The organism is Curvibacter fontanus (genome assembly GCF_054780335.1).
Genome location: NZ_BAAGWN010000041.1, coordinates 24,037 through 48,240 on the forward strand (window position 1 = coordinate 24,037; position 24,204 = coordinate 48,240).

Sequence of the window (24,204 nt, forward strand, 5' to 3'; positions counted from 1 at the left end):
GAAACCCTCAGGGTCTGACACCGGGGGCTTCCAGGGGCAGGCCGCGGGCGCGGGCACTCAGAAAAAGTTCCAGTTCCACCAGCTCAACCGCGCCCAGCGGCCAGGGCTGGGCTCGCACGCCTGCCAGGCAGCTGCGCAGGCGTCGCTGCAAAGAACCCACGCCCTGCCATTCGAGCCGGTACTGCGGGTAGCTGGTGGCCTGGCCCTGCGGTATGGTGCCGCCGCCCAGGCGCTGGCCCCAGCGCTGGTCATGGCATTGTGCGCAGGAGAGGTCCAGCTGCCCCATGCGCTGCGCATAAAGCTGGCGGCCACGTTCGAGGTGAGCTTGCAAGCGCGGGTCCGAAGGCGGCGTGATGGGCAGGCCGCGTGACTGCAGCGCCACCAGGCTTTCCAGGGCCAGCAGCTCCTCGCTCTCCAGCTTCCAGGGGGTGGCCAGTTGCTGCGACTGCCGGCAGCGGTTGAGGCGCTGGGCCAGGTTGATGGGGCCCTGCGTCTGCGTGTCGAAGGCCGGGTAGCGTGCTGCCACGCCGCGCAGGCTGGTGACGCTGCCATGACAACTGGCGCAGGACTTGTTGCCCGGGCCGGCAGCCTGTTGCCACAGGGCTGCCCCCTGCTGGACCCAGAGCATGGCCGGGTTGCGCGTGTCGTCGCGCTGCATGGCCTGCACGTCCGCCCCCATGAACTCGAAGTCGGAGCGGCGTTGTGCCTCCGGAATCTGCGCGTGCAAGGTCGGCGCCAGCAGCAGGGCCAGCAGGAATCTGCCGTACCGCCTTCCTGGAGCGCCTTCGCCCTGGCGGGCTGCGGTGCGAGCGCCTGCTGGCGGACGGGCGACGCTCATGCGACGCTGATTGTCATGCTCTCGCCGTGACGGAAACCCTGTTCGCCTTCCCAGTTGAAACGCAGCGTGCCGCTGGCCGTGGCCACCGTGTGGAAGGCGATCAGCGGGTTGGCCGCGATGGCGGCGGACAGCTCGGCGCTGAACACCAGTTCCTCGTTGTAGTGGCAGCTGAAGCGCTCGATGATGTTGCGCGGCAGGCGCTGGCCGCCGGCGCCGGGCCGAAAGCCGCTCTCCATCGGGTGGCCGATGATGGTGCTGATCTCGATGACCTCGCCGCGGCGAGCCGTGCGAGGGACTTTGATCAGTGTGCGCACGGTCATTCGATGTCCTCCAGGCAGGCCGCCAGCGTGACGATCACCTCGATCGTGTGCTGCCAGTAGCTGCCATCGCTCAAACGCGCCACGGCACTCAGTTTTTGCGTGGTGGCCAGGCGGATGCGCGTGGCGACGCTGGCGCGGCCGGCGCGCGGGCCCAGCGTGAAACGCACCACATCGGGTTGCGGGTTGCGCTGGTTGAAGACGGCGATGGCCAGCACATGGTCGCCCGCCGTCATGGGGCTGTCCACGTTCACGCTGAGGGGCACGGTGTTGCCGTTGTCCACCAGCGGCGCGATGTCCAGTTTCACGCGCCCGCCTTGCACCGTCGCACCGCCGGTCCAGGCACGGATGGCATCGTCCAGCTGGTCACCGGCGTGGGCCGGGCGCAGCAGCAGCCAGCCGCCCAGGCCTGCGCCAGTGTGCAGCAGCTGACGCCGGGAGCAAATGCTACCGTTCGCCCTGAGCTTGTCGAAGGTAGGGTTCATGTTTCAGTCACGCAGGGTTTGCAGGTAGGCCACCACGTCCTCGATCTGCTGGGCATTCAGGATGGACCTGCCTTTCCACGCGCGGCCCACGCGCGTGAGTCCTTCGCTGCGGTAGTAGGCCGGCATGATGCTCTCGGGGTTGAGTTGACGCGGATCCACCAGGCGCAGGCGCAGCTGGGCCGCGCTCCAGCGCCGGCCGGCGCCGGCCAGATCGGGCGCCAGATTGCCCTGAAAACGTTCTTCGGGGATGGGGCCGCTGTGGCAGAGCAGGCACAGGCCGTTCTGCCGGCTGGCCACGATGGCGCGCCCGCGTGTTGCATCGCCCGCGGCGCCTTCCAGCGCTGCGGGCACGCCGTCGCCCGCCACGTTCACGGCGCCGGCCCCCAGGGGCAGGGCCAGGGCCGTGGCAGCCGCGAGCCGGCGCAGCATCATGCCCGCCGCAGGTCCTGGTCCTTGATCGGCAGCGCACGGATGCGCTTGCCGGTGGCCGCGAAGATGGCGTTGAGCACCGCCGGCGCGGCCACGGCGATGGTGGGTTCGCCCACACCGCCCCAGAAACCGCCCGAGGGCATGACGATGGTTTCCACCGGCGGCATGTCGGCCAGGCGCATCACGGGGTAGCTGTCGAAGTTCTTCTGCTCCACCGCGCCATCCTTGACGGTGATCTCGCCGTAGAGCGCGGCCGACAGGCCGTAGACGAAGGAGCCCTCCACCTGGGCCTCGATCTGCTGCGGGTTGACGGCATGGCCCGGGTCGGTGCCCGCCACAATGCGGTGGATCTTGAGCTTGCCCTCTGCGTCGACCGAGACCTCGGCGCAGGCCGCCACATAGCTGCCGAAGCCCATGGTCTGGGCCAGGCCGCGGAACACGCCGGCCGGTGCGGGTTTGTCCCAGCCCACGCGCTCGGCCACGGCATTGAGCACGGCCAGATGCTTGGGGTGCTGGGCCATGAGCTTGCGGCGCAGGGCCAGCGGGTCCTGGCCGGTGGCATGCGCGATCTCGTCGATGAAGGACTCGAGGTAGATCGTGTTCTGGTTCAGGTTCACGCCGCGCCAGAAACCGGCCGGCACGTGCGGGTTGCGCATGGCGTGGTCGATCAGCAGGTTGGGGAAGCTGTAGCCGATCGAGGCCTCGGGGCCGGAGGGCGCCAGCCCCTGGTAGACCACCATGTCCTTGCCGTCGCGCATGGACTGCGGTGCCACCGTGGCCAGGATGGACTGGCCCGAGATGCGCATGTGCAAGCCCGTGACATTGCCCTGAGCGTCCAGGCCGGCGGTCAGCTTGGCGCTTGTGATCGGGTGGTAGGAGCCGTGCTGCATGTCCTCTTCACGCGTCCAGATCAGCTTGATGGGCGTGCCCGGCATGCTCCTGGCGAGCAGCACGGCCTGCGTCACGAAGTCGCTGCGTCCGCGCCGGCCGAAACCGCCGCCCAGGTAGAGCTTGTAGACCTCGCACTGGCTTTGCGGCAGGCCGGCGGCTTCGGAGGCGGCGGCCAGCGCGGCTTCGCCGTTCTGCGTGGGCACCCAGACATCGCAGCGCTCGGGTGTCCAGCGCGCCGTCGCGTTCATGGGCTCCATGGTGGCGTGGTTCTGGTGGGGGTAGCTGTAGATGGCCTCGATCCGGCGCGGTGCGCCGCTGATGGCGGCCGCCGCGTCCCCGTTGCTGTTGCCCACCGAGGTGGCCGGTACCGACAGATCCAGGCCGCCCTTGAGCAGCTCGGCGATGTCGGCCTGCGAGACGGCGGCGTTGGGGCCGTAGTCCCACTCGATGGTCAGCGCGTCCAGCGCGGTCTTGGCGGCCCACCAGGTGGTGGCCACCACGGCCACCGCGCTGTCACCGACCTTCACCACCTTCTTCACGCCTGCGCGCCGCAGAACAGGCGCGGCATTGAAGCTCTTGACCTTGCCGCCGAAGACCGGACAGTCCTTGATGGCGGCGTTGAGCATGCCGGGCAGGGTCAGGTCGATGCCGTAGTCCTGCGCGCCCGTGGTCTTCTTGAAGGTATCGAGCCGCGCCATGCGCTGGCCGGCGATCTTCCAGGTCGAGGGGTCCTTGAGCACGATGCCGGCCGGATCGGGCGGCGTGAGATGCCCGGCGGCGGCGGCCACGCGGCCGTAGACAGTCTTGCGGCCCGTGGGCGTGTGCGTGATCACGCCCGCGGACACACTGCATTCGGCCGCCGGCACGCCCCAGGCGTCGGCAGCGGCCTGCAGCAGCATGAGGCGCGCGGTGGCGCCGCCCTTGCGCACGTAGTCGTGCGATTCGCGGATGCCGCGGCTGCCGCCGGTGGCGAAGTTGCCCCAGACGCGTTTGCGCGCCAGGTTCTGGCCCGGCGTGGGGTACTCGGTGGTCACGCGCGCCCAGTTGCATTCCAGTTCCTCGGCCACCAGCTGGGCCAGGCCGGTCAGCGTGCCCTGGCCCATCTCGGAGCGGGCGATGCGGATGACCACCGTGTCATCGGGCTTGATCACCACCCAGGCGTTGATCTCGGGCGGGGCGTTGGCGGCCAGCGCCAGCGGCACGTGGAAGCTCACCATCAGGCCGCCGGCGGCGGCGCCCGCGCTGGCCAGGAAGCCGCGGCGCGAGAGTTCGGGGTTCAGCAGGGGCGATGTATTCATGTCGCGCTCCTGTCAGCGTGCTGGATGGACAGCTCGGCCTTGCGGGCGCCGCCCCCACGCGCCGCGGTGTGGATGGCGGCGCGCACGCGGTTGTAGGTGCCGCAGCGGCAGATGTTGGTGACGGCCGCGTCGATGTCGGCGTCCGTCGGTTTGGGCTTGGTCTTGAGCAGGGCCGAGACCGCCATGATCATGCCGCTCTGGCAGAAGCCGCACTGCGGCACGTCCAGGGCCTGCCAGGCGCGCTGCACCGGGTGCGTGCCGTTGCGCGACAGGCCCTCGATGGTCACGATCTTCTGGCTGTCCTTGAGCGCGCGTGCCGGCATCGTGCAGCTGCGCACCGCGGCGCCGTCGATGTGAACGGTGCAGGCGCCGCACTGGGCGATGCCGCAGCCGTACTTGGTGCCCGTCAGGTCCAGCTGCTCGCGCAGCACCCACAGCAGGGGCGTGTCGGCTGCGGCCTCGAATTCGCGGTCCTTGCCGTTGACGTTGAGTTTCGCCATCGTGTGTCTCCTCAAAGGTGTGGCGTGCTGGGCCGGGTGATGCCGGTCCATGGGCTTTTATACGGGATTTCCGGGGCGAGCGCACGCGGCGCCCGTGTGCCGCGCTGCTCGCAAGGTTGAGGGTTTACCCGGGTGATCCCGGGGTTTCAGGCCGGCAATTGCTGCGCGGCCTTGTCCAGCCAGAGCTGCAGGCTGTCCAGCAAGTCCTGTTGGCTAAAGGAGCAGCTTTCCTCGGCGAACAAAGCGCTGGACTCCAGCCGGTCCAGCAGGCCCAGCAGCACCTCGGTGTAACGCGGCGGCAGGGCGGCCAGCAACGCCGTGTGGGCGCGTGCCTGCCGGCTGAATTCTGTCGCCCGGCGGCGGCCCGCTCGCAGCGCGTCGAACTCGGCTTGCAGCGGGGCCAGAAGAACGTGGGGCATGGGTTGGTCTGCGCGTGACGGCTGGTCAAGGCTCAGCGCGGAAGCGCAAACACCGCCGGATCGATGGCCGCGGTGGACCGGAACGCCGGCTTGGCGAAGAGATAGCCCTGCATCAGGTGGATGCCCGCGTCGTAGAGAAACGCCCGTTCTGCCGTGGTTTCGATGCCCTCGGCAATCACCTGGATGTCCAGCTCTTCGCACAGGCGCACCAGGCTGTGCACGATGGCCTGACGCGCACGGTTGGTGTCCACATTCCGGATCAGGTCCATGTCGATCTTGATGATGTCGGGCTGGAAGTCAGAAAGCAGCTTCATGCCGGCATAACCGGCGCCAAAGTCATCGATGGCGGTCTTGAAGCCGCAACGCTTGTACTCCCGCAGGATCTCGGCAAACCAGGGACCGTCCTCGATCCGCTCCCCTTCGGTCACCTCGAAAATGATGCGGTCCAGGGGGAAATCATGGGTCCGGGCCGCCTCCAGTGTGGTGCGTATGCACACCTCGGGCTTGTAGATGGCGTTGGGCAGGAAATTGATGGAGACGTGCTCCTGGATATGCAACTCGCTGGCGCCTTTGATGGCCTTGACGCGGCAGGCCTGATCAAAACGGTAGCGGTTCTGTTCGTTGACTTGCGCCAGAACCGTCACGGCGTCTTCGCCGTTCGGCCCGCGCACCAGGGCTTCATGCGCAAATACCTGCCGGCGATCCACATCCACGATGGGTTGGTAGGCATAGTCGAACTGGAATCCCACGCGCTCGGCTTTGCCGCAGTCTTCGCAGTCACGTGGCGTGCCTTCCAGTGGCATGAAGTCAGAGGAGAACGAACGATGGGTTCTGGAGGTGGGGATCTGCATGTCGGGTAGTCTGGCTGCTTGAAAAGAACACTGTGCTTATCAGGGGAACCTGGTCTGAAACCCAGTGGCTGAGTTGTGGATTTTCAGGCGCGGCTGTGGGTGATCGATGACCGTCTGTCAAGGCCGTGCGCCAACATGACCGGTGACAACTGCGCCGATCATGTTAATCCACCTTGGCGCCGGACTTCTGCACCGCTGTGGCCCGGTGCGGCAACTGGTGGCCAGGAAATTCGCGAAATCGTCGGCGCCCGGGAAGGCCGGATCGGCCCCCTGGCTGATCATGCGGTTGCGGATCTCGGGCTGGCCCAGCGGGCCGCCAGCCGCAAAGCCGATGACGGTGCGGATGGGCCTGGCGGAGAAGGGGTCTGGGCGGCGGCGCCGAAAGAACACAGCAGGGCGGAGAGCAGGAGGGTGAGGGCCTTGCGCATGATGGCTTGGTTCCGGGGCAGGCCGGCCGGCCGGTGCTGTTTCACGGGCCGGGCGGCGTTGCCTCGCGGCCACGGGCGCCGGTGGTTTGGGTGCAGCCCGGTGTTAAGTAAATCACGCCGGGCCGGGCTTTTTTGCTATCAAATTTGCACTTATCCGCCGGGCTGGGGCACAATCCGGCCATCCTCTACAGAAACACGGAGCCCCCATGAAAAAGCTCAACCAAGGTTTCACGCTGATCGAACTGGTCATCGTCATCACCATCATCGCCATCCTGGCGGCGATTGCGCTGCCGCGTTACATTGCTCTGCAGCGTGATGCGCGGGTGGCCAAGATGCAGGGCCTGTTTGGTTCCATCCGCTCTGCCTCCGCCTTGGCCAAGGCCCGTTGCGAACTTGATCTGGCCGCCATTCCGGTGGGTACCTGTACTGCCACAGCTGGAACGGCCAATATGGATGGTGTTGCGATCGACATGGTGAACCGCTACCCGGCGGCCACCGCTACCGGGATTCAGGCTGCGGCTGGCATCATCGCGACCAGCGATGGTGTCACCGTCGCCGGTGCTGGCCCGATCACGTTCACCGCCACAGGCGCAACGACTCCCGGCACCTGCGTGATCAGCTACACCGCAGCGGCCGCTGGCGCGGCCCCCACCATCACCGTCGATACCACCGGCTGCTGATCCCGAGCCCCCGGCTCCCCCAAGGGGCTGCTCACGGCAGGCACAATGCCTGCCATGAGCAGCCCCTTGTTTTTGCCCCCCGTCATCCCCCCCGGCGCACTGGACGCCACCCTGCAGCGCCAGGGCCATGCCGTGCTCGACGCCGCGGCGGTCTGCGCCCTGAGCGGCTGCCGGATCAATGATCTGCTGGCCCTGCGTTCCCACTGGAACGATCTGCCGCCAGACGCCCATCTGAAAGACGGTGGCCACTACCGTCACCGTCGTCATTCCTGTTTTGTGCTCGAGGGCGATCAACTCACTCAGGCGCCGCACCGCGCCCACTGGCAGCCGCTGGAATACAACGCCCTGCACGGCGGCATGCAGCGCCTGTTCGAGCCCATGGCGCCGGCCATGGTGGCGAACCCCGCCTGGGCCCAGCTGCTGCGCTGGCTGGGGCGCGTGGCCTCGGCGCTCAAGGGGCCGCAGCCCTGGTCCATCGAGGCCCATCCCTTCCGCATCGACACCACCGACGGCATCGGCCGGCCCACGCCCGAGGGCGCGCACCGCGACGGCGTGGACCTGGTGGCCGTGTTCCTGGTGGAGCGGCGTGGTGTCAAGGGCGGGGAGACCCGCGTGTTCGAGGCCGCAGGTCCCAACGGCCAGCGTTTCACGCTCGCCGAACCCTGGTCCCTGCTGCTGCTGGACGATGCGCGTGTGGTCCACGAGACCACGCCCATCCAGCCGCTGGCGCAGCCGGCCTACCGTGATACGCTGGTCGTCACGCTGCGCGCCGGCGCCTTCCAGGGCGAAGACACCGTCAGCTGATACAGCAAGGAGTCGCCATGTTCAAGCACATCCTGGTTCCCGTGGACAGTTCAGAGACCGCGCAGAAAGCGGTGGAGACGGCGGCCGGCCTGGCCCGGGCTTTCGGCAGCGCGGTCAGCGTCATCTACGTGATCGACCCCTATCCCTTCACCGGCCTGGGCAGTGACTTCGCCTACGGCCAGGCCGAGTACCTGAGCGCGGCCAGCGCCGAAGCCAAAGAGGCCACCGAGGCCGCGCGCGCTGTGTTGTCGAAGGCGGGGGTGACGGTCAGCACGCAGGTGGTGGAGGCGCACACCATCTGGCGCGGCATCCTGGAGACGGCCAAGACACTGGGCGCCGACCTCATCGTCATGGGCTCGCACGGCCGGCGCGGGGTGGAGAAGGTGGTGCTGGGCAGCGTGGCCCAGCGTGTGCTCTCGCACGCGCAACTCCCGGTGTTTGTCGTGCGCGACTGATACGACTTCGCGTTCAAGGGCACACGCCGTTCGCCCTGAGCCTGCCGGAGGCTGCAGGGGCTTCGACAGCCCGAGCGGTTCTTGTTGAATGAACGGAATCGCTATGCGTCGCGGGTTCAGGCCTGGCGCCGGGCCTGCATCTCGCACCCCATGCTTTCCTGCGTGGCCGCACCCATGGCCGCGCGCGCCGCCGGGAACACCAGGCCTTCCTCGGCTTCGATGTGACCCTGATAGATCCCGCGAAAGCGTTCGATCGTGGCGCGCAGATCTGCGTTCATGCTGTCCTTGCAGTCAGGTTCCTGCCAGCGCAGCATGGCCACACGCACCAATGCCCACAGCACCTCCATCTCCCGGTGCTCGGCCTGCAGGCGCGACACGACGGTGTGCAGCGGGGCATCCTCCCGCCTGAGCAGCAGGGGAAAGACGTGCAGTTCCTCGTCCTGGTGGTGCAGGGGCGCGGCGATATCGAAGTAGCGCAGCACGTCGGCCGCAGCCGAGCGCGTCTGCGCGTCGTGGCCCTTGTCGTCGAGGTGATCCACCAGACGGCCCAGCAGGGCCAGGCTGCGCTGCACACGCTCGTGGCAGGCGGCCAGCATCTCGTAAGGCTGCTCGAAGCCCACGGCCGGGGCATCGAAGCCGGGCAGAGCCGTGCCCATGGCTTCAGCCCGCCGGCTTGGCCGTCAGGTCGGCCAGCTGCTTGCGCAGTGCCTTCTCGTCGTTGAAGCGCTTGGTGGCGTCACGCGCCACGGCCATCGAGCCCAGCATCTTGCCGGCCTCGTCGCGCACCATCTCGAAACTCATGTCCACGTAGATGAACTCGACGCTCTTGTGCAGCGAGCGCGTGATCATGGAAGTGCGGCCGGGCTTGACGCCGCCGCGCTCGAGCGCCTGGTTGAAACCGTCCCAGTGCGCCTTGCGCATGCGCTCGGGGATGATGAGGTCCAGGCTCTGGCCCACGGCCTCGGCCGCGGTCCAACCGAAGACCTTCTCGGCACCGCCGTTCCAGAGGCGGATGATGCCTTCGAGGTCGCAGAAGATCATGGCCTCCGGCATATGGCGCAGGATGTGGGCGGCCGTGGATTCAAGGGTGTGGGGTCCCGACATGAAAAGCTTTCGATCAGTTGCTCGGACCGGGCTAGCGTAGCCGAAAGCCGTGCGCTATCCAATAGTTCGACAGAACTAGGGTCGGCGTCAAGGCTATTGCAGCGGGCGCGCCAGTCCGGTGCGTTGGCGATCCTGATGCTTTCCTGATGCCCCGGGTGTTACGCTGGTGGCTCATGAAAACGCTGACAGCCTCCGCAACGCTGCGACGCTGGGCCACGGTGACCGGCCTGCTGGCCCTGGCCACGGGCTTGTGCTGGGTATGGGAGCCCCATGTGTCTCTGACCAGCCAGGCCATGCTCTACGTACTGGCCGTGGTGATCGCGGCCTACTGGCTGCCCTGGCTGGAGTCGGTGAGCTGTGCCGTGGGGGCCGTCATCGCGCTGAATTTCTTTTTCGTGCCCCCGCGCTGGACTTTCGAGGTCGAGAGCCAGGAGCACCTGATTGCGCTGGCGGTCATGCTGGTGGTCGCCCTGGTCATCAGCCGGCTGGCCAGCGGCTTGCGGCGCGAAACTGAAATTGCACGACGCAACGAGCAGCGGGCGCGCCAGCTGCAGGCCCTGGCCAGCGGCTTGGCGTCTGCCACGCAGACGCAGGACGTGCTGGGCCTGGGACAGGCGGCCCTGGCCGAGGCTTTTGCCGGCCCCAACCAGCTGGTGCTGGCGCACGCGCATGGTGAGCCCGAACCGGGCGAGGGTCTGGAGTCGCAGGTGCGCGACGGCCTGCGCAGCTGCATGAAGGAGGGGGCCGTGCTGGGCCCGGGCACCGGACGCTGGCCGGGCTTGCTGGCCTGGTACCTGCCGCTGGGCGAGCAGGGTCAGGTGTCCGGGGCGGCCTGCGTGCGCCCTGCACAGGCCAGCGACGAAAGCGGGCGGGAGCATGCCCAGGCCCTTTGTGCGCTGCTGGCCCAGGCCCTGGGACGCCTGCGCCTGGGGCAGGCCATGCAGGCGGCGCAGACCGAGGCGCAACGCCAGCAGTTGCAAAGTACCTTCCTCGCCGCCATCTCGCACGACCTGCGTACACCGCTGGCGGCCATCGTGGCGGCGGCCTCCTCCCTGCAGACGCAGCGCGAGAGGCTCGATGCACCCACCCAGGCCCACCTGCTGCAGGGCATCGTCAACGAGGCCAATTACCTGAGCAGCATGAGCGACAACACCCTGCAGCTGCTGCGCCTGGCCCAGCCCGGGCAGGCCTTGCAGTTCGGCTGGGAATCGCTGGAAGAGATTGTCGGCGCCGTGCTGGGCCGCGTGCGCAAGCATGATCCGGCGCGCCGCATCCGCTCGCGTGTGCCCGAAGGGCTGCCTCTGGTGCGGGCCGATGCGGTGCTGCTCTCGCAGCTGCTGGCCAATCTGCTGGACAACGCGCTGAAGTACAGCGAGGGTGAGGTCGAGCTGAGCGTGGAGCCCCATGAGGCCAGGCTGGAGGTCTGCGTCAGGGACCGGGGCCCGGGCATCCCCGAGGCCGAACGCGAAACCATCTTTCAGCCCTATGTGCGGGGCGACCGTTCCGGCCGGCGCGGCACCGGCCTGGGGCTGGCGGTGTGCCGCGCCATCGCCCAGGCGCACGGCGCGCCGCTGATCCTGCGGCCGCGTGCAGGTGGCGGCAGCGACTTCTGCCTGCAACTGCCTGTCGAGGCCCAACCCGCGACGCCGGAGCCTGCACCATGACCCTGCGTGTGCTGGTGGTCGAGGACGACCGCGAAATCCGCGCGCTGGTGCAGTCCGCACTCGCGCTGGAGGGCTTCGAGGTGCAGACGGCCGTGACGCTGGGCGAGGCCGGCGCCTTGCTGCAGCACAGCCCGCCCGAGCTCATCGTGCTGGACCTGGGCCTGCCCGACGGCGAAGGTCTGCAGCTGGTGCAGCAGGTGCGCCGCCAGTCCAGCCTGCCCATCGTCGTGATTTCGGCGCGTCACCAGGAAGCGCAGAAGATCGCGCTGCTGGACGCCGGGGCCGACGACTACCTGAGCAAGCCCTTCAGCGTGGCCGAGCTGCTGGCGCGCATGCGTGTGGCCCTGCGCCACCGCGGCACGGCGCTGGCCGCCGCCGTGACCACGCATACCCTGGACGATCTGCAGGTGGACCTGGCCACGCGCACGGTGACACGCGAGGGCCAGGCCGTGCACCTCACGCCCACCGAGTACGAACTGCTGGCGCGCCTGGTGCGCAGCGCCGGCCGCGTGGTGACGCACCGCCAGCTGCTGGCCGAGGTCTGGGGCCCCGAATACACAGCGCACACGCACTACCTGCGCCTGTACATGGGCCAGCTGCGCGCCAAGATCGAGCGCGATCCGGCCGAGCCGCGCCATCTGCTGACCGAAACCGGCGTGGGCTACCGCCTGGCCGACGAGTGAGCGTCCTTATGCGTTCCTGATGCGCGCCGCGCGACAGTGGAGACCTCTACACTGACGACAGGCACCCATGAATTCGAATACCGGACGCGAAAGCCTGGCCGCCCTGACCCTGGGCGCGCTGGGCGTGGTCTATGGCGACATCGGCACCAGCCCGCTCTACACCATGAAGGAGGTTTTTGGCCCCGCCACCGGCATCCCGCTCGATGCGGCCCATCTCGTCGGGGCCGTGTCGACCATCTTCTGGGGCCTGATGCTGGTGGTCACGCTCAAATACGTGCTGCTGATCCTGCGCGCCGACAACCGCGGCGAGGGCGGCATCATGGCGCTCACGGCCCTGGCCGCCCAGGCGGCGGGCAAGACCGCGCGGCGGCGTGTGGCCCTGTTGCTCACCGGTGTCATGGGCGCCGCCCTGTTCTATGGTGACAGCGTGATCACTCCCGCCATCTCGGTGCTCAGCGCGGTCGAGGGGCTGGAAGTGGCCACGCCCCTGCTCAAGCCCTATGTGCTGCCGATCTCGGTGGCCGTGCTGGTGGCCCTGTTTGCTGTCCAGCGTTTCGGCACCGGCCTGGTCGGCAAGCTCTTCGGCCCCGTCATCCTGCTGTGGTTCGGCGTGCTGGCCCTGACCGGTGTGCTGGAGATCCTGCGCGAGCCCGCCATCCTGGCCGCACTCAACCCGCTGGAGGCGCTGGCCTTCCTGCGCGCGCAGGGTTGGCATATGTTTGTGGCGCTGGGCGCCATCGTGCTGGCCTTCACCGGCGCCGAGGCCCTGTATGCCGACATGGGGCATTTCGGCAAGCGGCCCATCCAGCTGGCCTGGACCGGTCTGGTGCTGCCCGCGCTGGCCCTGAACTACATGGGGCAGGGCGCGCTGCTCATGCGCGATCCCACGGCACTGGACAACCCCTTCTACCGCCTGTTTCCCGCCGCCTGGCTGATCCCGGCCGTGCTGCTGGCGACCTTGGCCACGGTGATTGCCTCGCAGGCCGTGATCTCGGGCGCCTATTCCATGACCAAGCAGGCCGTGCAGCTGGGCCTGCTGCCGCGCCTGCAGGTGCACTACACCTCGGCGCGCGAGGCTGGCCAGATCTACATGCCCCAGGTCAACTGGCTGCTGCTGGCGGCGGTGCTGCTGGCGGTGGTGGGTTTCGGCAGCTCTTCCGCCTTGGCTTCCGCCTACGGTATCGCGGTGACGGTCACCATGCTCATCACCACGGCACTCACTTTCTTTGTCATCCGCCACGCCTGGAACTACCCCCTGCCCCTGGCGCTGGCCGCCACGGGCGCCTTCCTGCTGTTCGACGCCATGCTGGTGGCCTCCTGCATGCTGAAGTTCGTGGACGGTGGCTGGTTCCCCCTGGTCGCGGGCGGTCTCATCTTCATCGTCATGGCCACCTGGCGGCGCGGGCGCGAGCTGCTGCTGGACAACATCCGCCAGGGCGATCCCGAGCTGTTGCCCTTCATCGGCGCCCTCTCGGCCGACCGCATGCACCGAGTCTCGCGCACGGCCGTGTATGCCGTGGCCAATCCGGACACCGTGCCCCAGGCGCTGATGCACAACCTCAAGCACAACCAGGTGCTGCACGAGCGCAATGTGATCCTCACCGTGGTCTTCCACGATGTGCCCTGGATTCCCTTTGGCGAGCGCGTGCAGGTGAGCCCGCTGGCGCCCGGTTTCTGGCGGGTGCAGATCAACTACGGTTTCCAGAACCAGCCTGATATTCCGAAGGCGCTGGAGCTGTGCCAGGCCCAGGGCCTGCCCATCAACCTGTTCGAGACGTCCTACTTCCTGAGCCGCGAGATCGTGGTGCCCACACGCGGTACCGGTATGGCGCGCTGGCGCGAGGCGCTGTTTGCCCTGATGTCGCGCAACGCCGGCAATGTGGCGGACTTCTTCCGCCTGCCCAACAACTGCGTGATCGAGCTGGGCACGCGCGTGCAGATCTGAAGCGGGCCGGGCCGCTCCCGCTCAGCGGGCGCGCAGCCTGAGCTGGTTGGGCAGGGGCAGGGAGCGGCGCAGGATATCGTCGGCCAGCCAGAGCGCCGATTTGCGCGCGCGTTCGGCCACCATGGGCAGGGGCATCTGCACGAAGTCGTCGTTGAAGACCTCGAAGCTGTAGTCGCCGGCATAACCGAGCCGGTCGAGCTTCTGCACGAGGGCTATGAGTTCTTCGGTGTGCACGCCTTCGCGGGGGAAAACGCGGTAGGTGCGGGCCGTGGCCATGCGCTCCTCGAAGGTGGGCGTTTCGCGCCACATGAAGTCGGACAGCTGGACCAGGAAGATCCTGGCCGGGTCCAGATCCAGGATGGCGTCCAGCGGGGTCTTGGCGGCCAGGATGTGGTACGAGTCGATGCAGACGCCCAGGTTGGGCGCGTCGGCGCGGCAGACCACGTCCCAGGCCGTGGTGTATTCGTTGACCGTGCGGCCCCAGGACAGGCCCTCGTAGGCGATGCGGATGCCGTGGGGAATCGCCAGCATGGCCAGCTTGCGCAGGTCGCGCGCGATGTGGTCCAGGTCCTGCGAGGCGTGGGCCGAGGTGGAGGAGCAGGCCAGCAGCACGTCGCAGCCGAGTTCGGCGCACATCTCCAGCATGGTCTTGGCGATGTCGACCTTGTAGTCGTGCAGGTGGCCGCTCAGGCCCTCGAAGTCGCGCAGCACCTGGAAGCCTGTGCCGCGCAGCCCGCTCTCACGCACCTCGCGCGCTGCGGCCTTCCAGCCGCCGGGGTGGCCCACCAGGTCGTTGGCCTTGAGCATGACCTGGCTGAAACCGGCGTCCTTCATGGCCTGCAGCTTGGCCTGCAGCGGACCGGCCAGGGTGATGGTGTCCATGCCGAAGCCACGGATGGCTTCTTCCACGCTGCGGCGGTCGTTCATGCCGGCTCCGCTGCGGAATGCACCAGCTCGAACACCACGCTGCCCAGGTAGGTTTTGCTGATCGCGCCGCGCTGCCCGCTGTGGGTGGCGGGGCTTTCGATGAACTCGACGCCCTGGGCGCGCAGGGCCTGCACCGCGGCCAGCACGTCCGGCACACCCAGGCCGATGCGCTGCAGCTGCTCGCGCGGATCGGGGGCGTCCACCGCCGGTTCGACCAGCTGGATCATGAAGGACTGGCCGGCGTGCAGCGCGGGCGTGCGCATGAGCTTGCCCGAGGGCATGATGCCGAAGCGCTGCTCGTCGGGGATCAGGGTCGCGCCCAGCAAGGCCTGGTAGAACTCGATCCAGTCATAACTGCGACCGATGCCGATGTACTGGACGATGCCGAAGAAGTTCAGTCCGGCCAGCACGGGCGGCTGCACCGCTGCGCCGGGGATAGTGATGAAGTCGACGTCGTAGATCGAGAAGTCCTGGTAACGGTCGATCAGGTAGATGCGGCTGCCGCCCACGCCGTGGATGGCGGGGATGTTGAGTTCCATCGCATCGGGGTGACCGGGCACTTCCCAGCCGCCGCGCTCCAGCACGTACTCGCGCGCGGCGCGCGCACTGCGCACCCGCAGCGCGATGGCGCTGATGCTGGGGTGGTCGGCGCCGTGGCTCGCGCCCAGCGCGTCCGGCGGGTGGGCGTTGACCACGATGTTCAGCGCGCCCTGGCGGTAGAGCGTGACTTCGCGCGAGCGGTGACGCGCCACCGGGCGAAAGCCCATCATCTCCAGCACCTGGCCCAGGGCCTGGGGTTTGAGCGTGGCGTACTCGATGAATTCGATGCCGTCCAGCCCGATCGGGTTGGACGTATCGCTGAGGGAATCCTGCAGCGGTTCGCGCGCATGTTCGGGGTGCAGCAACAGGTCGCTCATGGGCTTCTCCGGCAGGGGGTGTATCGGCTGATGTCAGTTGTGCAAGCGGGCCACGGCGCGCAGCTGGTCGGCCGTCGCGGTCGGGTAGCCGAAAAACTCCAGATAGGCCGGGATCATCTCGAACAGCATGTCCGAACCCACCTGGATGCGGCAGCCGCGCGCCTGCGCGGCGGCCAGAAAGGCGGTCATCTCGGTGCGCATGACGACTTCGCCGACAAAGGTCTGGGGCGACAGGCGCTCGACATCGACCGGCAGCGGATCGCCGGGGTTCATGCCCAGCGGCGTGCCGTTGACGACCAGGTCGAAGCCGGCGGGATCCCTGCTGCCGGTCGTGACCTTGAGTTGCGGGTATTCGGTGCGCAGGCGCTGGGCCAGGGCCTGCGCGGAAGCATCCTGCACATCGAAGAGCGCGAGTTCGGCCAGGTCGGCAGCGGCCAGCGAGGCCGCAATGGCCGAGCCCACGCCGCCGCAACCCACCACCAGGGCCCGCGCGCCGGTCAGCACCATGCCCTTGCGGCGCACCCCGCGCACAAAACCTTCGCCGTCGAACATGTCACCGACCAGGCGGTCGTCGGCCGTGCGCTTGACGGCATTGCAGGCGCCGGCCACGCGCGCGGTGCGCGTGACTTCGTCGAGCAGGCCCACGGTGCTCACCTTGTGCGGCATCGTGATCAGCGCGCCCCGGATGTTCTCCAGGCGGAACAGGCTGCGCAACACCTCGGCGAACGCATCGGGCCTGCAGCCCATGGGCACCACCACCGCATTGACCCCGACCGACTCGAAGTAGGGGTTGTAGATCAGGGGGGCCTTGAAGCTGTGCGTGGGAAAACCCAGATGGGCGATCATCTCCGTATCGCCGTTGATCAGGGCTCCCTGGAAAGCTCGTGCGTTCATCGAGGTGCTGCGCTCTCTTTACTTGCGGATGCGGGCGAGCTCGGCCATCATCGCGCTGACCGTGGCGTCACCCACGCTGGCGGAATGCTTGGCGATCACGGGTTTCATCTTCTCGCGCAGCTTGGCCACTTCGGCCGCCGGCAGTTCGGTGACCTGCATGCCGTTCTTCTTGAGGGTCTCCAGCAGGCTGCTGGCCAGGGCGCGCGACTGCTCGCGCTGGTACTTGATGGACTCGTTGACGGCGTCCTGAACGATCTTCTTCTCGTCGGCCGGCAGACCGTCCCAGAACTTCTTGCTGACCACGATGGACTGCGGGTTGTACTGGTGGCTGGTCAGGGCCAGGTGCTTCTGCACTTCATAGAGCTTGGCGCCATTGATCGTGGCCACCGGGTTTTCCTGGCCGTCCACGGCCTTCTGCTCCAGCGCTGCATAGAGCTCGGGGAAGGGCAGGGGCGTGGGGTTGGCGCCCAGGGCGGAGACCCAGTCGATGTTGATCGGGTTGGGGATCACGCGCAGCTTGAGGCCGGCGATGTCTTCCACCTTGGTGATGGGGCGCTTGCTGTTGGTGATGTGGCGAAAGCCCAGCTCGTAGTAACCCAGGCCCACGAGGCCTTTCTCTTCCAGCTTGGCGTGCAGGCTCTTGCCGAAGGGGCCGTCGACCACGGCGTCGGCCTCGGCCGGGTTGGCAAAGAGGAAGGGGAAGTCGTAGATGGCGAAGTCCTTCACCAGGCTGGCGAAGATGCCGGAGTTCATCGAGGCCATCTCTAGCGTGCCGCCCTGCAGGGCCGACACATTGGCCTGGTCGCTGCCCAGGGCGCCGCCGGGATAGACGGTGACCTTGAGCTTGCCGCCGGACCTGGCTTCGACGATCTCGGCGAACCTGTCCATGCCCAGCACGATGGGGTGGCCCTTGGCGTTCTGGTTGACGAACTTGATGGTCTTGGTCTGGGCCTGGGCCAGGCCGAAGGCCGCGACGGCCAGTGCGGCCACCAGGGTTTTGAGTACGAGTCGCTTCATGGTTTGTCTCCGTGGATATTTTCGGGACGCCCTTGTAAAGAACGACTGCGGTGGCGTGCCCTGAGGCCGCAGTCGTAGAGAAACATCAGTAGAACCAGCGCGCCGGCACCATCACCAGCGCGGGGAAGAAGACCAGCAGGAACATCAGGATGAACTGGGCGATCATGAAGGGCCAGACGCCCTTGGTCACCTCGTCCATGCTCATCTTGCCCACGCCGGCCACGGTGCTGAGGATGGTGCCCACCGGCGGGGTGATCAGGCCGATCGAGTTGTTGATGATGAAGAGCACGCCGAAGTACACCGGGTCGATGCCGGCGGCCTTGACCAGGGGCATGAAGACCGGCGTGAGGATCAGGATGGTCGGGGTCATGTCCATGGCCGTGCCCACGAGCATGGTGATCAGCATCATCACGAACATCAGCAGGATGGGGCGGTCCAGCAGGGGCTGGAGCAAGGCGACCAGTTCGGCCGGCAGGTTGGCCACGGTGATCATCCAGGCGGACACCATGGCGGCGGCCACCAGGAACATGACCACGGCCGTGGTCTGCGCGGCAGAGGCGAACAGCTCGTAGAGCTGCGAGAACTTCAGCTCGCGGTAGATCACCATGGACACGAACAGGGCGTACACCGCGGCCACCACGGCGGCTTCGGTGGGCGTGAAGACGCCGAATTTCAGGCCCACGAGCACGATCAGGGGCAGGCCGATGGCAAAGGTCGCGTCCTTCAGCGCGACCAGCACCTGCTGGCGCGTGGCGCGCGGCGGCGGCTCGACCTGCTCCCTGCGCACCAGCCACCACCAGGTGACCCACAGGGCCGCGCCCAGCATGATGCCGGGCACGATGCCCGCGATGAAGAGCTTGGAGATGGACACGTTGGCGGCCACCCCGAAGACCACGAAGCCGATCGAGGGCGGGATGATGGGGCCCATCACGGCGGAGGCCGACAGCAGGCCCGCGGAGCGGGACTTGTCGTGACCGGCCTTGATCATCATGGGCAGCAGCAGCGCGGCCAGCGCGGCCGCATCGGCCACGGCCGAGCCCGACAGGGCCGACATCAGCGCGGCGGCCAGGATGGCCACATAGCCCAGCCCGCCCCGTACATGCCCGACCAGGGTCATGGCCAGGTTCACGATGCGGCGCGAGAGGCCGCCGGTGTTCATGACCTCGCCGGCCAGCATGAAGAAGGGCACGGCCAGCAGGGGGAAGCTGTTGGCGCCCTCGATGACGTTCTGGGCCAGGATCTGGGCGTCGAACATGCCCAGGTGCCACATCAGGGCGGTGCCGGTGAAGAGCAGCGAAAAGGCGATGGGCACCCCCAGCGCCATGGCGCCCAGCAGGGCGGCGAGGAAAACGGCGATGGTCATGGACGGGACTCCTGCTGTGTGTTCTTGTCGGCCGGCATTTCTTCGGATTCGGAGAAACCGATCAGTTCGGAGGCCGGCAGATCCCCGCGGAAGAATTTCAGGAGGGTGTTGAAGATGATCAGGCCTGCGAGGGCTGCGAACACCATGCCGCTGGCGTAGAGCCAGGCCATAGAGGCTTCCATGACGGCGCTGGTGGTCTGCAGGTTGATCACGGTCTGCTGCCAGGTGCCCCTGAACATCAGCCAGCACATGGCCAGCATGAGCAGCTGGGCCAGCACGAAGCAGACCTTGCGGCCCAGCAGCGGCAGCCGCCCAATCAGGGCATCGGTGCCCAGGTGGGCGCGGCGGTTGAGCGCCACCACCGCGCCGAGGAAGGTCATCCAGACGAACAGCCAGCGTGACAGCTCTTCGGACACCGTGATGCCGGAGTTGAAACCGTAGCGCAGCACCACGTTGCCGAACACCATGAACACCATGAGGGCCATGAAAAGAACCATCAGGAGGTTAAAGGCCTGACAGATCCGGTCGATCAGTTTTTGAATCACAGCAAGGTCTCCATGCGTTTATTTTGTACGAACTGGTTAGTTTTTAATTAAGGGAAAACCCTGAGATTGCTGGCCGCAAAGCGTGCCGCGCTCAGGTCTTGCGCACGAAACGCGCGATCATTTCCACCACGTTCTCGCGCCGCTGGGCGATGTAGGCGCGGGAGGTCATGTCGAGCTTGAAGATGATGCCGAAGGTGTGCCGGTTGGACACATTGAAGAAGCTCAGGGCCGAGATCGAGGCATGGATATCGACCGGGTCCAGGCCCTTGCGGAACAGGCCGGCCTTGAGACCGCGTTCGTAGAGCTTGCGGATCGCGGCAATCGCCGGCACGTTGAGTTCCTGGATGCGCTGGCTCTGCGCCAGGTACTGCCCGCGGTGGATGTTTTCGGACATCACCAGGCGGATATAGCTCTCGTGGTGCAGGTGGTGGTCGAAGGTGAAGGCCACCAGGCGGCGCAAGCCTTCCTCGGGCTCCAGGTCCTGCAGCTTGAGTTCGGATTCGATGTCGCGCACACGCCGGTAGGCTTCTTCGAGCACGGCCAGGTACAGGCCTTCCTTGCTGCCGAAGTAGTAATAGATCATGCGCTTGCTGGTCCGTGTGGCCTCGGCGATCTCGTCGATGCGCGCGCCCGCCAGGCCCTTCTCGCCGAACTCGACCTCGGCGACCTGCAGGATGTTGGCCTTGGTGCGGTCCGGGTCGTTGGTGCGGCTGGGCGCCTTGCGGGCGGGGGCCGCAGATTTGGCCACACGTGCACGGCGCAGATGTACTGGTTCGTTCATTTGTGAAGTATAGGGCGGTCAAGCGCGCCGCTGCAACACTGCCGCCTGCCGGCCCGGGTTCCGGTGGCGCCTCAGCCGCACTGCCCCACGTAACCGCAGGCGGTGCAGAAGTCGCAGCCGTCTTTCTTGATGACCGTGGGGTTGCCGCACTCGGGGCAGGGGCGCCCGGCCATGGCGGCGGGTTCCTCGCTCTCGGCCTGTGCATCCGGCGTTTCGAGCACACCCATCTCGCGCAGCGGGTAACCCTGCGCGTCCAGCACACCCAGCATGGCGTAGCGGTGGATGATGAGGCGCGCCATGTAGGCCACGGTGGAGGGCCAGGTCTGCTGGCGGCGTTCGCCGTGCGGCAGGCCGGGCACAAAGGCCATGAAGTGGCCCAGGGGTTCGGCGTAGTTGAGCAGCTTGCGCAGCTTCATGCCGATCCAGGCCGGGTCCACCACACGCATGTCCAGCGAGAGCAGGCGCGCCAGGCCGTCGAGCGCGCGCGGGTAGTTGCCCGACAGGCCCATGGCGCAGGGCCGGTTCACCGGCGTGCCGTCGGGGCCGGGCAGGCTGATCTCCTTGAGTGTGAGCGTGAAGGCCTCGCCCGTGCCCGGGTTGTCGATGTCCACCGCCCAGGCCAGGGTGCCCGAGGGGCCGGTCAGCGGCTCCTCGCGGGCGAACATGGCGTCGAGCACCGGGGTGGCGGCAGCTTGCGCGCGCTCACGCCACACACCGAGCTGCTCGCAGCGCCAGCGGATCACCGCCGCCGTGGCCGCCACCACGCCGGGGAAGAGGCGGCGTTCGCCGTGCGGGGGGAAGGGCATCTCGAAAGCGCGTTCTTCCGCCACGGTGGCCAGCGCGTCGAGCTTGAGCTTGAGCCAGGCCGGGTCCTTGGAGCGCAAATCCATGGACAGGGTCTTGGCCAGCGCGCCCAGGCCGCGCGGTTGTTCTGCGCCGTTGACCCAGACCTCGAAGGGCTGGGCCGGCCCGCCTTCCTCGCCCGGCAGTTCACCCACGAAGAGCGCGAACTCGCCGTAGGGATGGTGCACCATGAAGCTCCAGGCCAGGTTGCCGCCGGGCAGCTCGGGGCGGCCCGGCCAACGCAGTGAGGCTAGCACGGGCGCGGGCAGGCGCTCCAGAGCGAGGCGACGGTTGGCGTCGTCGAGCTGCAGCGGCGCGGCCGGCGTGGGCGCCACGCCTGTGCTCAGCACGCTCCCCAGGATCGAATTCGGCCGGTAGGTGGCCAGGCCCTTGAGGCCGGCTTGCCAGGCCTGCAGGTAGAGGTCCTGGAAATCGGCGTAGGGGTAGTCGGCCGGCACGTTGACGGTCTTGGAAATCGCCGTGTCGATATAGGGTGCCACCGCCGCCACCATGGCCGCATGGGCCTGCGCGCTCATCTCCAGCGCGGTCACGAAGGCCGGTGGCAGCGGCGCGGCCTCGCCCTTGAGGTGGCGGTACAGGCGCCAGGCGTGGTCTTCCACCGCGTATTCCTTGAAGCTGCCGTCGGGCATGCGCTTCTTGCGGGTGTAGTGCCAGCTGAAGGCCGGCTCGATGCCGTTGCTCGCGTTGTCGGCAAAGGCCAGGCTGATGGTGCCCGTGGGCGCGATCGCCAGCAGGTGCGAGTTGCGCACGCCATGCTGGCGTATCCTGTCCTTCAGCGCCGCCGGCAGGCGCGAGGCGAAACGCGGGCTGCTCAGGTACATGTCGGCGTTGAAGAGTGGGAAAGGGCCGCGCTCGCGCGCCAGTTCGCAAGAGGCCTCGTAGGCCGCGTCGCGCAGCGCTTCGCTGATACGCCGCGCCATCTCGCGTGCTTCGGCCGTGTCGTAGCGCAGGCCCAGCATCACCAGCGCATCACCCAGGCCCGTGTAGCCCAGGCCCACGCGGCGCTTGCTGCGCATCTCCTGCGCCTGCTGCGGCAACGGCCAGACGGTCACGTCCAGCACGTTGTCGAGCATGCGCACGGCAGTGCGGGCTAGTTCGGCGAAGCTGGTGAAGTCGAAACGGGCGCTTTCCTCGAAGGGGTCGCGCACCAGGCGCGTCAAGTCGATGGAGCCCAGGCAGCAGCAGCCATAGGGAGGCAGCGCTTCCTCGGCGCAAGGATTGGTCGCAGCGATGGTCTCGCAATACGAGAGGTTGTTGTCGCGGTTGATGGTGTCGATGAAAAGCACGCCCGGCTCGGCGTGGTCGTAGGTGGAGCGCATGATCTGCTCCCACAGATCGCGCGCGCGCAGCTTGCGGTAGACCCACAGCCCTGTGTCCTTGCTGCGGTAGGCGCCCTCGGTCTTCTGCGCGGCGCCGGCCTCGGCGTGGTGCACCAGCTCCACTTCGCCATCGGTCACCACGGCCTGCATGAAGGCATCGGTCACGCCCACCGAGATGTTGAAGTTGCGCAGGTCGCCGCTATCCTTGGCGTGGATGAACTCCTCGATGTCCGGGTGGTCGCAGCGCAGCACGCCCATCTGCGCGCCGCGCCGGCTGCCGGCGGACTCCACCGTCTCGCAGGAACGGTCGAACACGCGCATGTAACTCACCGGGCCCGAGGCGCTGCTCTGCGTGCTGCCCACCCAGGCGCCGCGCGGGCGGATGCGCGAGAAGTCGTAACCCACGCCGCCGCCGCGGCGCATGGTCTCGGCCGCTTCCTTGAGCGCCACGTAGATGCCGGGGTGGCCCTCATCGTCGTGCGCGATGGAGTCGCCCACGGGCTGCACAAAGCAGTTGATCAGCGTGGCCGTGAGTTCGGTGCCTGCCGCGGACTGGATGCGCCCGGCCGGCAGGAAACCCTGCTGCAGCGCCTGCAGGAAACGGCCCTCCCAGTGCGCGCGCTGCCCGGCGTCCTCCGCCTGTGCCAGCGCGCGCGCCACGCGCTGGTTCACCTGCAGGATGCTCTGCTCATCGCCCTTGGCGTATTTCTCCAGCAGCACCTCGGTGCTGATCTCCTGGGCGGCCAGGGCGCTTGTGGCGGGGCGGGTTTCGGTGACGTTGCTCATGCAGGGCTCCTGTGATCTGGGGGGATGCTAGGCACCCGGCGTCAGCGTGGGCTTGATCTTCCGCAACACCTGCGCGTGGAGCGGGTCGGCGGATTGCAGTTTGGCATCCGTGTGGGGAAATGCAAGCCCGCTTTCGTGACGCGGATCAAGCCCGCGGGCCAGCGCGCCCAGCGGGCTGAGCACCGACGGAATACGGCGTTGGCTGATGGGGCGGCCGATGTCGTCCAGCCAGGGCAGGTGCTGCCCCGGCACCTCCTTGTAGAGAAACAGCAGGGCGCTGAGGGCCTGGCGGTGGGTGGACGCCGACACCTTGCGCTCGTGCGCCAGCATGGTCAGAAAGGCCTCGACCTCGGGCTTGCCCAGCTCGCGCGGATGCCGCAGCCCGTGAAAGCGGATGAACCAGCGCGTCCAGTACAGATAGGTCTGTTCCGTGCTCAGGCTGTAGTGCAGATAGCGGATGCGCTCTCGCACCTGGTCCAGCAGGCGCCCGGACTGCAGGGGCGGGCGGCCGAGCGAAGTGCGGGGTTTGGCGGCTGTGTTAATACTGTTCATAAAAACAGTATCATGATTATTGCCAATAAAATCAAGGCTTCCGGGGCATCAACCACGCCTTGTTAGTCTGCAGTCGACCCTGTTCATACGACAGGTTTGCCGGGTTTCGTGGTTTTGTTGATGGTTTTTCCGGCCGGGCAAAAAGCTGAGAACCCGATATATTTCAAGTACTTAAATCAAAAACGGGAGGTGCCATGAACTTTGTTATGCCGACAGATTTGCGGCCTATATCAAGTTGGGCCTCTTTAGCTCCACGGCATCGCCTCAAATGTGATGCACATCGACTCACACTGGAAAGGAGTATCAGCATGGCTGGTGAATTAGGGAAGGTCTGAACAAGTCCACCGAACGGCCCCTTGAATCGTTGATCGTGGCAAAGGAGTTGTGCCGATGGACCAGATCAGTTTCGCCGATGCCGAATACGCAGGCAAGAGGAAGAAGACCCGGC

25 protein-coding genes are annotated in these 24,204 nt (G+C 67.3%); 6 read left to right on the forward strand and 19 right to left on the reverse strand.

The window, feature by feature from the left end; translation table 11 throughout:
• Positions 1–7 precede the first annotated feature (7 nt).
• The 8 genes from soxA to ACYVH8_RS14260 form a co-directional block, all read right to left on the reverse strand.
• The gene (gene soxA / locus ACYVH8_RS14225; protein ID WP_460489467.1) at positions 8–838 is read right to left on the reverse strand and encodes a sulfur oxidation c-type cytochrome SoxA; all 831 of its coding nucleotides are present in this window, start codon (positions 836–838) and stop codon (positions 8–10) included.
• Positions 835–1,158: a thiosulfate oxidation carrier complex protein SoxZ gene (locus tag ACYVH8_RS14230; protein ID WP_460489468.1), complete on the reverse strand. Its 324-nt coding sequence runs from the start codon at positions 1,156–1,158 to the stop codon at positions 835–837. Before ACYVH8_RS14230 ends, soxA begins: the two co-directional genes overlap by 4 nt.
• Positions 1,155–1,640: a SoxY-related AACIE arm protein gene (locus ACYVH8_RS14235; protein WP_460489469.1), complete on the reverse strand. Its 486-nt coding sequence runs from the start codon at positions 1,638–1,640 to the stop codon at positions 1,155–1,157. Before ACYVH8_RS14235 ends, ACYVH8_RS14230 begins: the two co-directional genes overlap by 4 nt.
• Positions 1,641–1,643: 3 nt before the next feature.
• Positions 1,644–2,072 (reverse strand): sulfur oxidation c-type cytochrome SoxX, encoded by a 429-nt coding sequence (soxX, locus tag ACYVH8_RS14240; RefSeq protein WP_460489470.1) that lies wholly within the window; start codon positions 2,070–2,072, stop codon positions 1,644–1,646.
• Positions 2,069–4,258: a xanthine dehydrogenase family protein molybdopterin-binding subunit gene (locus ACYVH8_RS14245; protein ID WP_460489471.1), complete on the reverse strand. Its 2,190-nt coding sequence runs from the start codon at positions 4,256–4,258 to the stop codon at positions 2,069–2,071. Before ACYVH8_RS14245 ends, soxX begins: the two co-directional genes overlap by 4 nt.
• Positions 4,255–4,758 carry a (2Fe-2S)-binding protein gene (locus tag ACYVH8_RS14250; RefSeq protein ID WP_460489472.1) on the reverse strand — a complete coding sequence of 168 codons (504 nt, stop codon included), beginning with the start codon at positions 4,756–4,758 and terminating at the stop codon, positions 4,255–4,257. The genes ACYVH8_RS14245 and ACYVH8_RS14250 overlap by 4 nt, the downstream gene beginning before the upstream one ends.
• A 146-nt stretch (positions 4,759–4,904) precedes the next feature.
• Positions 4,905–5,177, reverse strand: a complete 273-nt coding sequence (locus ACYVH8_RS14255) for a hypothetical protein (RefSeq protein ID WP_460489473.1) — start codon at positions 5,175–5,177, stop codon at positions 4,905–4,907.
• A gap of 32 nt (positions 5,178–5,209) precedes the next feature.
• Positions 5,210–5,980 carry an EAL domain-containing protein gene (locus tag ACYVH8_RS14260; protein WP_460489474.1) on the reverse strand — a complete coding sequence of 257 codons (771 nt, stop codon included), beginning with the start codon at positions 5,978–5,980 and terminating at the stop codon, positions 5,210–5,212.
• Positions 5,981–6,662: 682 nt separating this feature from the next.
• On the opposite strand from ACYVH8_RS14260, the gene ACYVH8_RS14265 reads away from it, so the two are divergent.
• Genes ACYVH8_RS14265 through ACYVH8_RS14275 form a run of 3 tightly spaced genes read left to right on the forward strand, consistent with a single transcriptional unit; the run spans position 6,663 to position 8,395 of the window.
• Positions 6,663–7,136 (forward strand): prepilin-type N-terminal cleavage/methylation domain-containing protein, encoded by a 474-nt coding sequence (locus ACYVH8_RS14265; RefSeq protein ID WP_460489475.1) that lies wholly within the window; start codon positions 6,663–6,665, stop codon positions 7,134–7,136.
• A gap of 54 nt (positions 7,137–7,190) precedes the next feature.
• Positions 7,191–7,940, forward strand: a complete 750-nt coding sequence (locus ACYVH8_RS14270; protein WP_460489476.1) for a 2OG-Fe dioxygenase family protein — start codon at positions 7,191–7,193, stop codon at positions 7,938–7,940.
• Between the two features lie 17 nt (positions 7,941–7,957).
• Positions 7,958–8,395, forward strand: a complete 438-nt coding sequence (locus ACYVH8_RS14275; protein ID WP_460489477.1) for a universal stress protein — start codon at positions 7,958–7,960, stop codon at positions 8,393–8,395.
• Positions 8,396–8,511: 116 nt separating this feature from the next.
• On the opposite strand, the gene ACYVH8_RS14280 is transcribed toward ACYVH8_RS14275, so the two are convergent.
• A complete protein-coding gene (locus tag ACYVH8_RS14280) occupies positions 8,512–9,051 on the reverse strand; it encodes a hemerythrin domain-containing protein (protein WP_460489478.1) in 540 nt (179 codons plus the stop codon).
• Between the two features lie 4 nt (positions 9,052–9,055).
• Complete coding sequence (locus tag ACYVH8_RS14285; protein WP_460489479.1) at positions 9,056–9,499, reverse strand: PAS domain-containing protein; 444 nt, start codon at positions 9,497–9,499, stop codon at positions 9,056–9,058.
• Positions 9,500–9,672: 173 nt separating this feature from the next.
• Between ACYVH8_RS14285 and ACYVH8_RS14290 the strand changes: the two genes are divergently transcribed.
• The 3 genes from ACYVH8_RS14290 (at position 9,673) to ACYVH8_RS14300 (ending at position 13,791) form a co-directional block, all read left to right on the forward strand.
• Positions 9,673–11,163, forward strand: a complete 1,491-nt coding sequence (locus ACYVH8_RS14290) for a DUF4118 domain-containing protein (RefSeq protein WP_460489480.1) — start codon at positions 9,673–9,675, stop codon at positions 11,161–11,163.
• The gene (locus ACYVH8_RS14295) at positions 11,160–11,846 is read left to right on the forward strand and encodes a response regulator (protein WP_460489481.1); all 687 of its coding nucleotides are present in this window, start codon (positions 11,160–11,162) and stop codon (positions 11,844–11,846) included. Before ACYVH8_RS14290 ends, ACYVH8_RS14295 begins: the two co-directional genes overlap by 4 nt.
• A gap of 67 nt (positions 11,847–11,913) precedes the next feature.
• Positions 11,914–13,791 carry a potassium transporter Kup gene (locus ACYVH8_RS14300; RefSeq protein WP_460489482.1) on the forward strand — a complete coding sequence of 626 codons (1,878 nt, stop codon included), beginning with the start codon at positions 11,914–11,916 and terminating at the stop codon, positions 13,789–13,791.
• Between the two features lie 21 nt (positions 13,792–13,812).
• On the opposite strand, the gene ACYVH8_RS14305 is transcribed toward ACYVH8_RS14300, so the two are convergent.
• The 9 genes from ACYVH8_RS14305 to ACYVH8_RS14345 form a co-directional block, all read right to left on the reverse strand.
• Entirely contained in the window at positions 13,813–14,718 is a 906-nt protein-coding gene (locus ACYVH8_RS14305; protein WP_460489483.1) for a sugar phosphate isomerase/epimerase family protein, read from the reverse strand.
• The gene (locus tag ACYVH8_RS14310; protein ID WP_460489484.1) at positions 14,715–15,635 is read right to left on the reverse strand and encodes a VOC family protein; all 921 of its coding nucleotides are present in this window, start codon (positions 15,633–15,635) and stop codon (positions 14,715–14,717) included. Before ACYVH8_RS14310 ends, ACYVH8_RS14305 begins: the two co-directional genes overlap by 4 nt.
• 33 nt (positions 15,636–15,668) lie before the next feature.
• On the reverse strand, positions 15,669–16,502 hold the full coding sequence (locus ACYVH8_RS14315) for a shikimate dehydrogenase family protein (RefSeq protein WP_460489491.1): 834 nt from the start codon (positions 16,500–16,502) through the stop codon (positions 15,669–15,671).
• 45 nt (positions 16,503–16,547) lie between these two features.
• On the reverse strand, positions 16,548–17,546 hold the full coding sequence (locus ACYVH8_RS14320) for a TRAP transporter substrate-binding protein (RefSeq protein WP_460489485.1): 999 nt from the start codon (positions 17,544–17,546) through the stop codon (positions 16,548–16,550).
• An 85-nt stretch (positions 17,547–17,631) separates the two neighbouring features.
• On the reverse strand, positions 17,632–18,909 hold the full coding sequence (locus ACYVH8_RS14325) for a TRAP transporter large permease (protein WP_460489486.1): 1,278 nt from the start codon (positions 18,907–18,909) through the stop codon (positions 17,632–17,634).
• A complete protein-coding gene (locus tag ACYVH8_RS14330; protein WP_460489487.1) occupies positions 18,906–19,454 on the reverse strand; it encodes a TRAP transporter small permease in 549 nt (182 codons plus the stop codon). Before ACYVH8_RS14330 ends, ACYVH8_RS14325 begins: the two co-directional genes overlap by 4 nt.
• A gap of 91 nt (positions 19,455–19,545) precedes the next feature.
• The gene (locus ACYVH8_RS14335; protein ID WP_460489488.1) at positions 19,546–20,235 is read right to left on the reverse strand and encodes a TetR/AcrR family transcriptional regulator; all 690 of its coding nucleotides are present in this window, start codon (positions 20,233–20,235) and stop codon (positions 19,546–19,548) included.
• A 71-nt stretch (positions 20,236–20,306) separates the two neighbouring features.
• A complete protein-coding gene (locus ACYVH8_RS14340; RefSeq protein WP_460489489.1) occupies positions 20,307–23,204 on the reverse strand; it encodes an adenosylcobalamin-dependent ribonucleoside-diphosphate reductase in 2,898 nt (965 codons plus the stop codon).
• Between the two features lie 27 nt (positions 23,205–23,231).
• Entirely contained in the window at positions 23,232–23,756 is a 525-nt protein-coding gene (locus ACYVH8_RS14345; protein WP_460489490.1) for a phage integrase N-terminal SAM-like domain-containing protein, read from the reverse strand.
• Positions 23,757–24,204: the final 448 nt, after the last annotated feature.

Coding starts and splice junctions, on each gene's coding strand:
- soxA (WP_460489467.1), bottom strand. CDS start 838: ATGAGCGTCGCCCGTCCGCCAGCAGGCGCTCGCACCGCAGCCCGCCAG.
- ACYVH8_RS14230 (WP_460489468.1), bottom strand. CDS start 1,158: ATGACCGTGCGCACACTGATCAAAGTCCCTCGCACGGCTCGCCGCGGC.
- ACYVH8_RS14235 (WP_460489469.1), bottom strand. CDS start 1,640: ATGAACCCTACCTTCGACAAGCTCAGGGCGAACGGTAGCATTTGCTCC.
- soxX (WP_460489470.1), bottom strand. CDS start 2,072: ATGATGCTGCGCCGGCTCGCGGCTGCCACGGCCCTGGCCCTGCCCCTG.
- ACYVH8_RS14245 (WP_460489471.1), bottom strand. CDS start 4,258: ATGAATACATCGCCCCTGCTGAACCCCGAACTCTCGCGCCGCGGCTTC.
- ACYVH8_RS14250 (WP_460489472.1), bottom strand. CDS start 4,758: ATGGCGAAACTCAACGTCAACGGCAAGGACCGCGAATTCGAGGCCGCA.
- ACYVH8_RS14255 (WP_460489473.1), bottom strand. CDS start 5,177: ATGCCCCACGTTCTTCTGGCCCCGCTGCAAGCCGAGTTCGACGCGCTG.
- ACYVH8_RS14260 (WP_460489474.1), bottom strand. CDS start 5,980: ATGCCACTGGAAGGCACGCCACGTGACTGCGAAGACTGCGGCAAAGCC.
- ACYVH8_RS14265 (WP_460489475.1), top strand. CDS start 6,663: ATGAAAAAGCTCAACCAAGGTTTCACGCTGATCGAACTGGTCATCGTC.
- ACYVH8_RS14270 (WP_460489476.1), top strand. CDS start 7,191: ATGAGCAGCCCCTTGTTTTTGCCCCCCGTCATCCCCCCCGGCGCACTG.
- ACYVH8_RS14275 (WP_460489477.1), top strand. CDS start 7,958: ATGTTCAAGCACATCCTGGTTCCCGTGGACAGTTCAGAGACCGCGCAG.
- ACYVH8_RS14280 (WP_460489478.1), bottom strand. CDS start 9,051: ATGGGCACGGCTCTGCCCGGCTTCGATGCCCCGGCCGTGGGCTTCGAG.
- ACYVH8_RS14285 (WP_460489479.1), bottom strand. CDS start 9,499: ATGTCGGGACCCCACACCCTTGAATCCACGGCCGCCCACATCCTGCGC.
- ACYVH8_RS14290 (WP_460489480.1), top strand. CDS start 9,673: ATGAAAACGCTGACAGCCTCCGCAACGCTGCGACGCTGGGCCACGGTG.
- ACYVH8_RS14295 (WP_460489481.1), top strand. CDS start 11,160: ATGACCCTGCGTGTGCTGGTGGTCGAGGACGACCGCGAAATCCGCGCG.
- ACYVH8_RS14300 (WP_460489482.1), top strand. CDS start 11,914: ATGAATTCGAATACCGGACGCGAAAGCCTGGCCGCCCTGACCCTGGGC.
- ACYVH8_RS14305 (WP_460489483.1), bottom strand. CDS start 14,718: ATGAACGACCGCCGCAGCGTGGAAGAAGCCATCCGTGGCTTCGGCATG.
- ACYVH8_RS14310 (WP_460489484.1), bottom strand. CDS start 15,635: ATGAGCGACCTGTTGCTGCACCCCGAACATGCGCGCGAACCGCTGCAG.
- ACYVH8_RS14320 (WP_460489485.1), bottom strand. CDS start 17,546: ATGAAGCGACTCGTACTCAAAACCCTGGTGGCCGCACTGGCCGTCGCG.
- ACYVH8_RS14325 (WP_460489486.1), bottom strand. CDS start 18,909: ATGACCATCGCCGTTTTCCTCGCCGCCCTGCTGGGCGCCATGGCGCTG.
- ACYVH8_RS14335 (WP_460489488.1), bottom strand. CDS start 20,235: ATGAACGAACCAGTACATCTGCGCCGTGCACGTGTGGCCAAATCTGCG.
- ACYVH8_RS14340 (WP_460489489.1), bottom strand. CDS start 23,204: ATGAGCAACGTCACCGAAACCCGCCCCGCCACAAGCGCCCTGGCCGCC.
- ACYVH8_RS14345 (WP_460489490.1), bottom strand. CDS start 23,756: ATGAACAGTATTAACACAGCCGCCAAACCCCGCACTTCGCTCGGCCGC.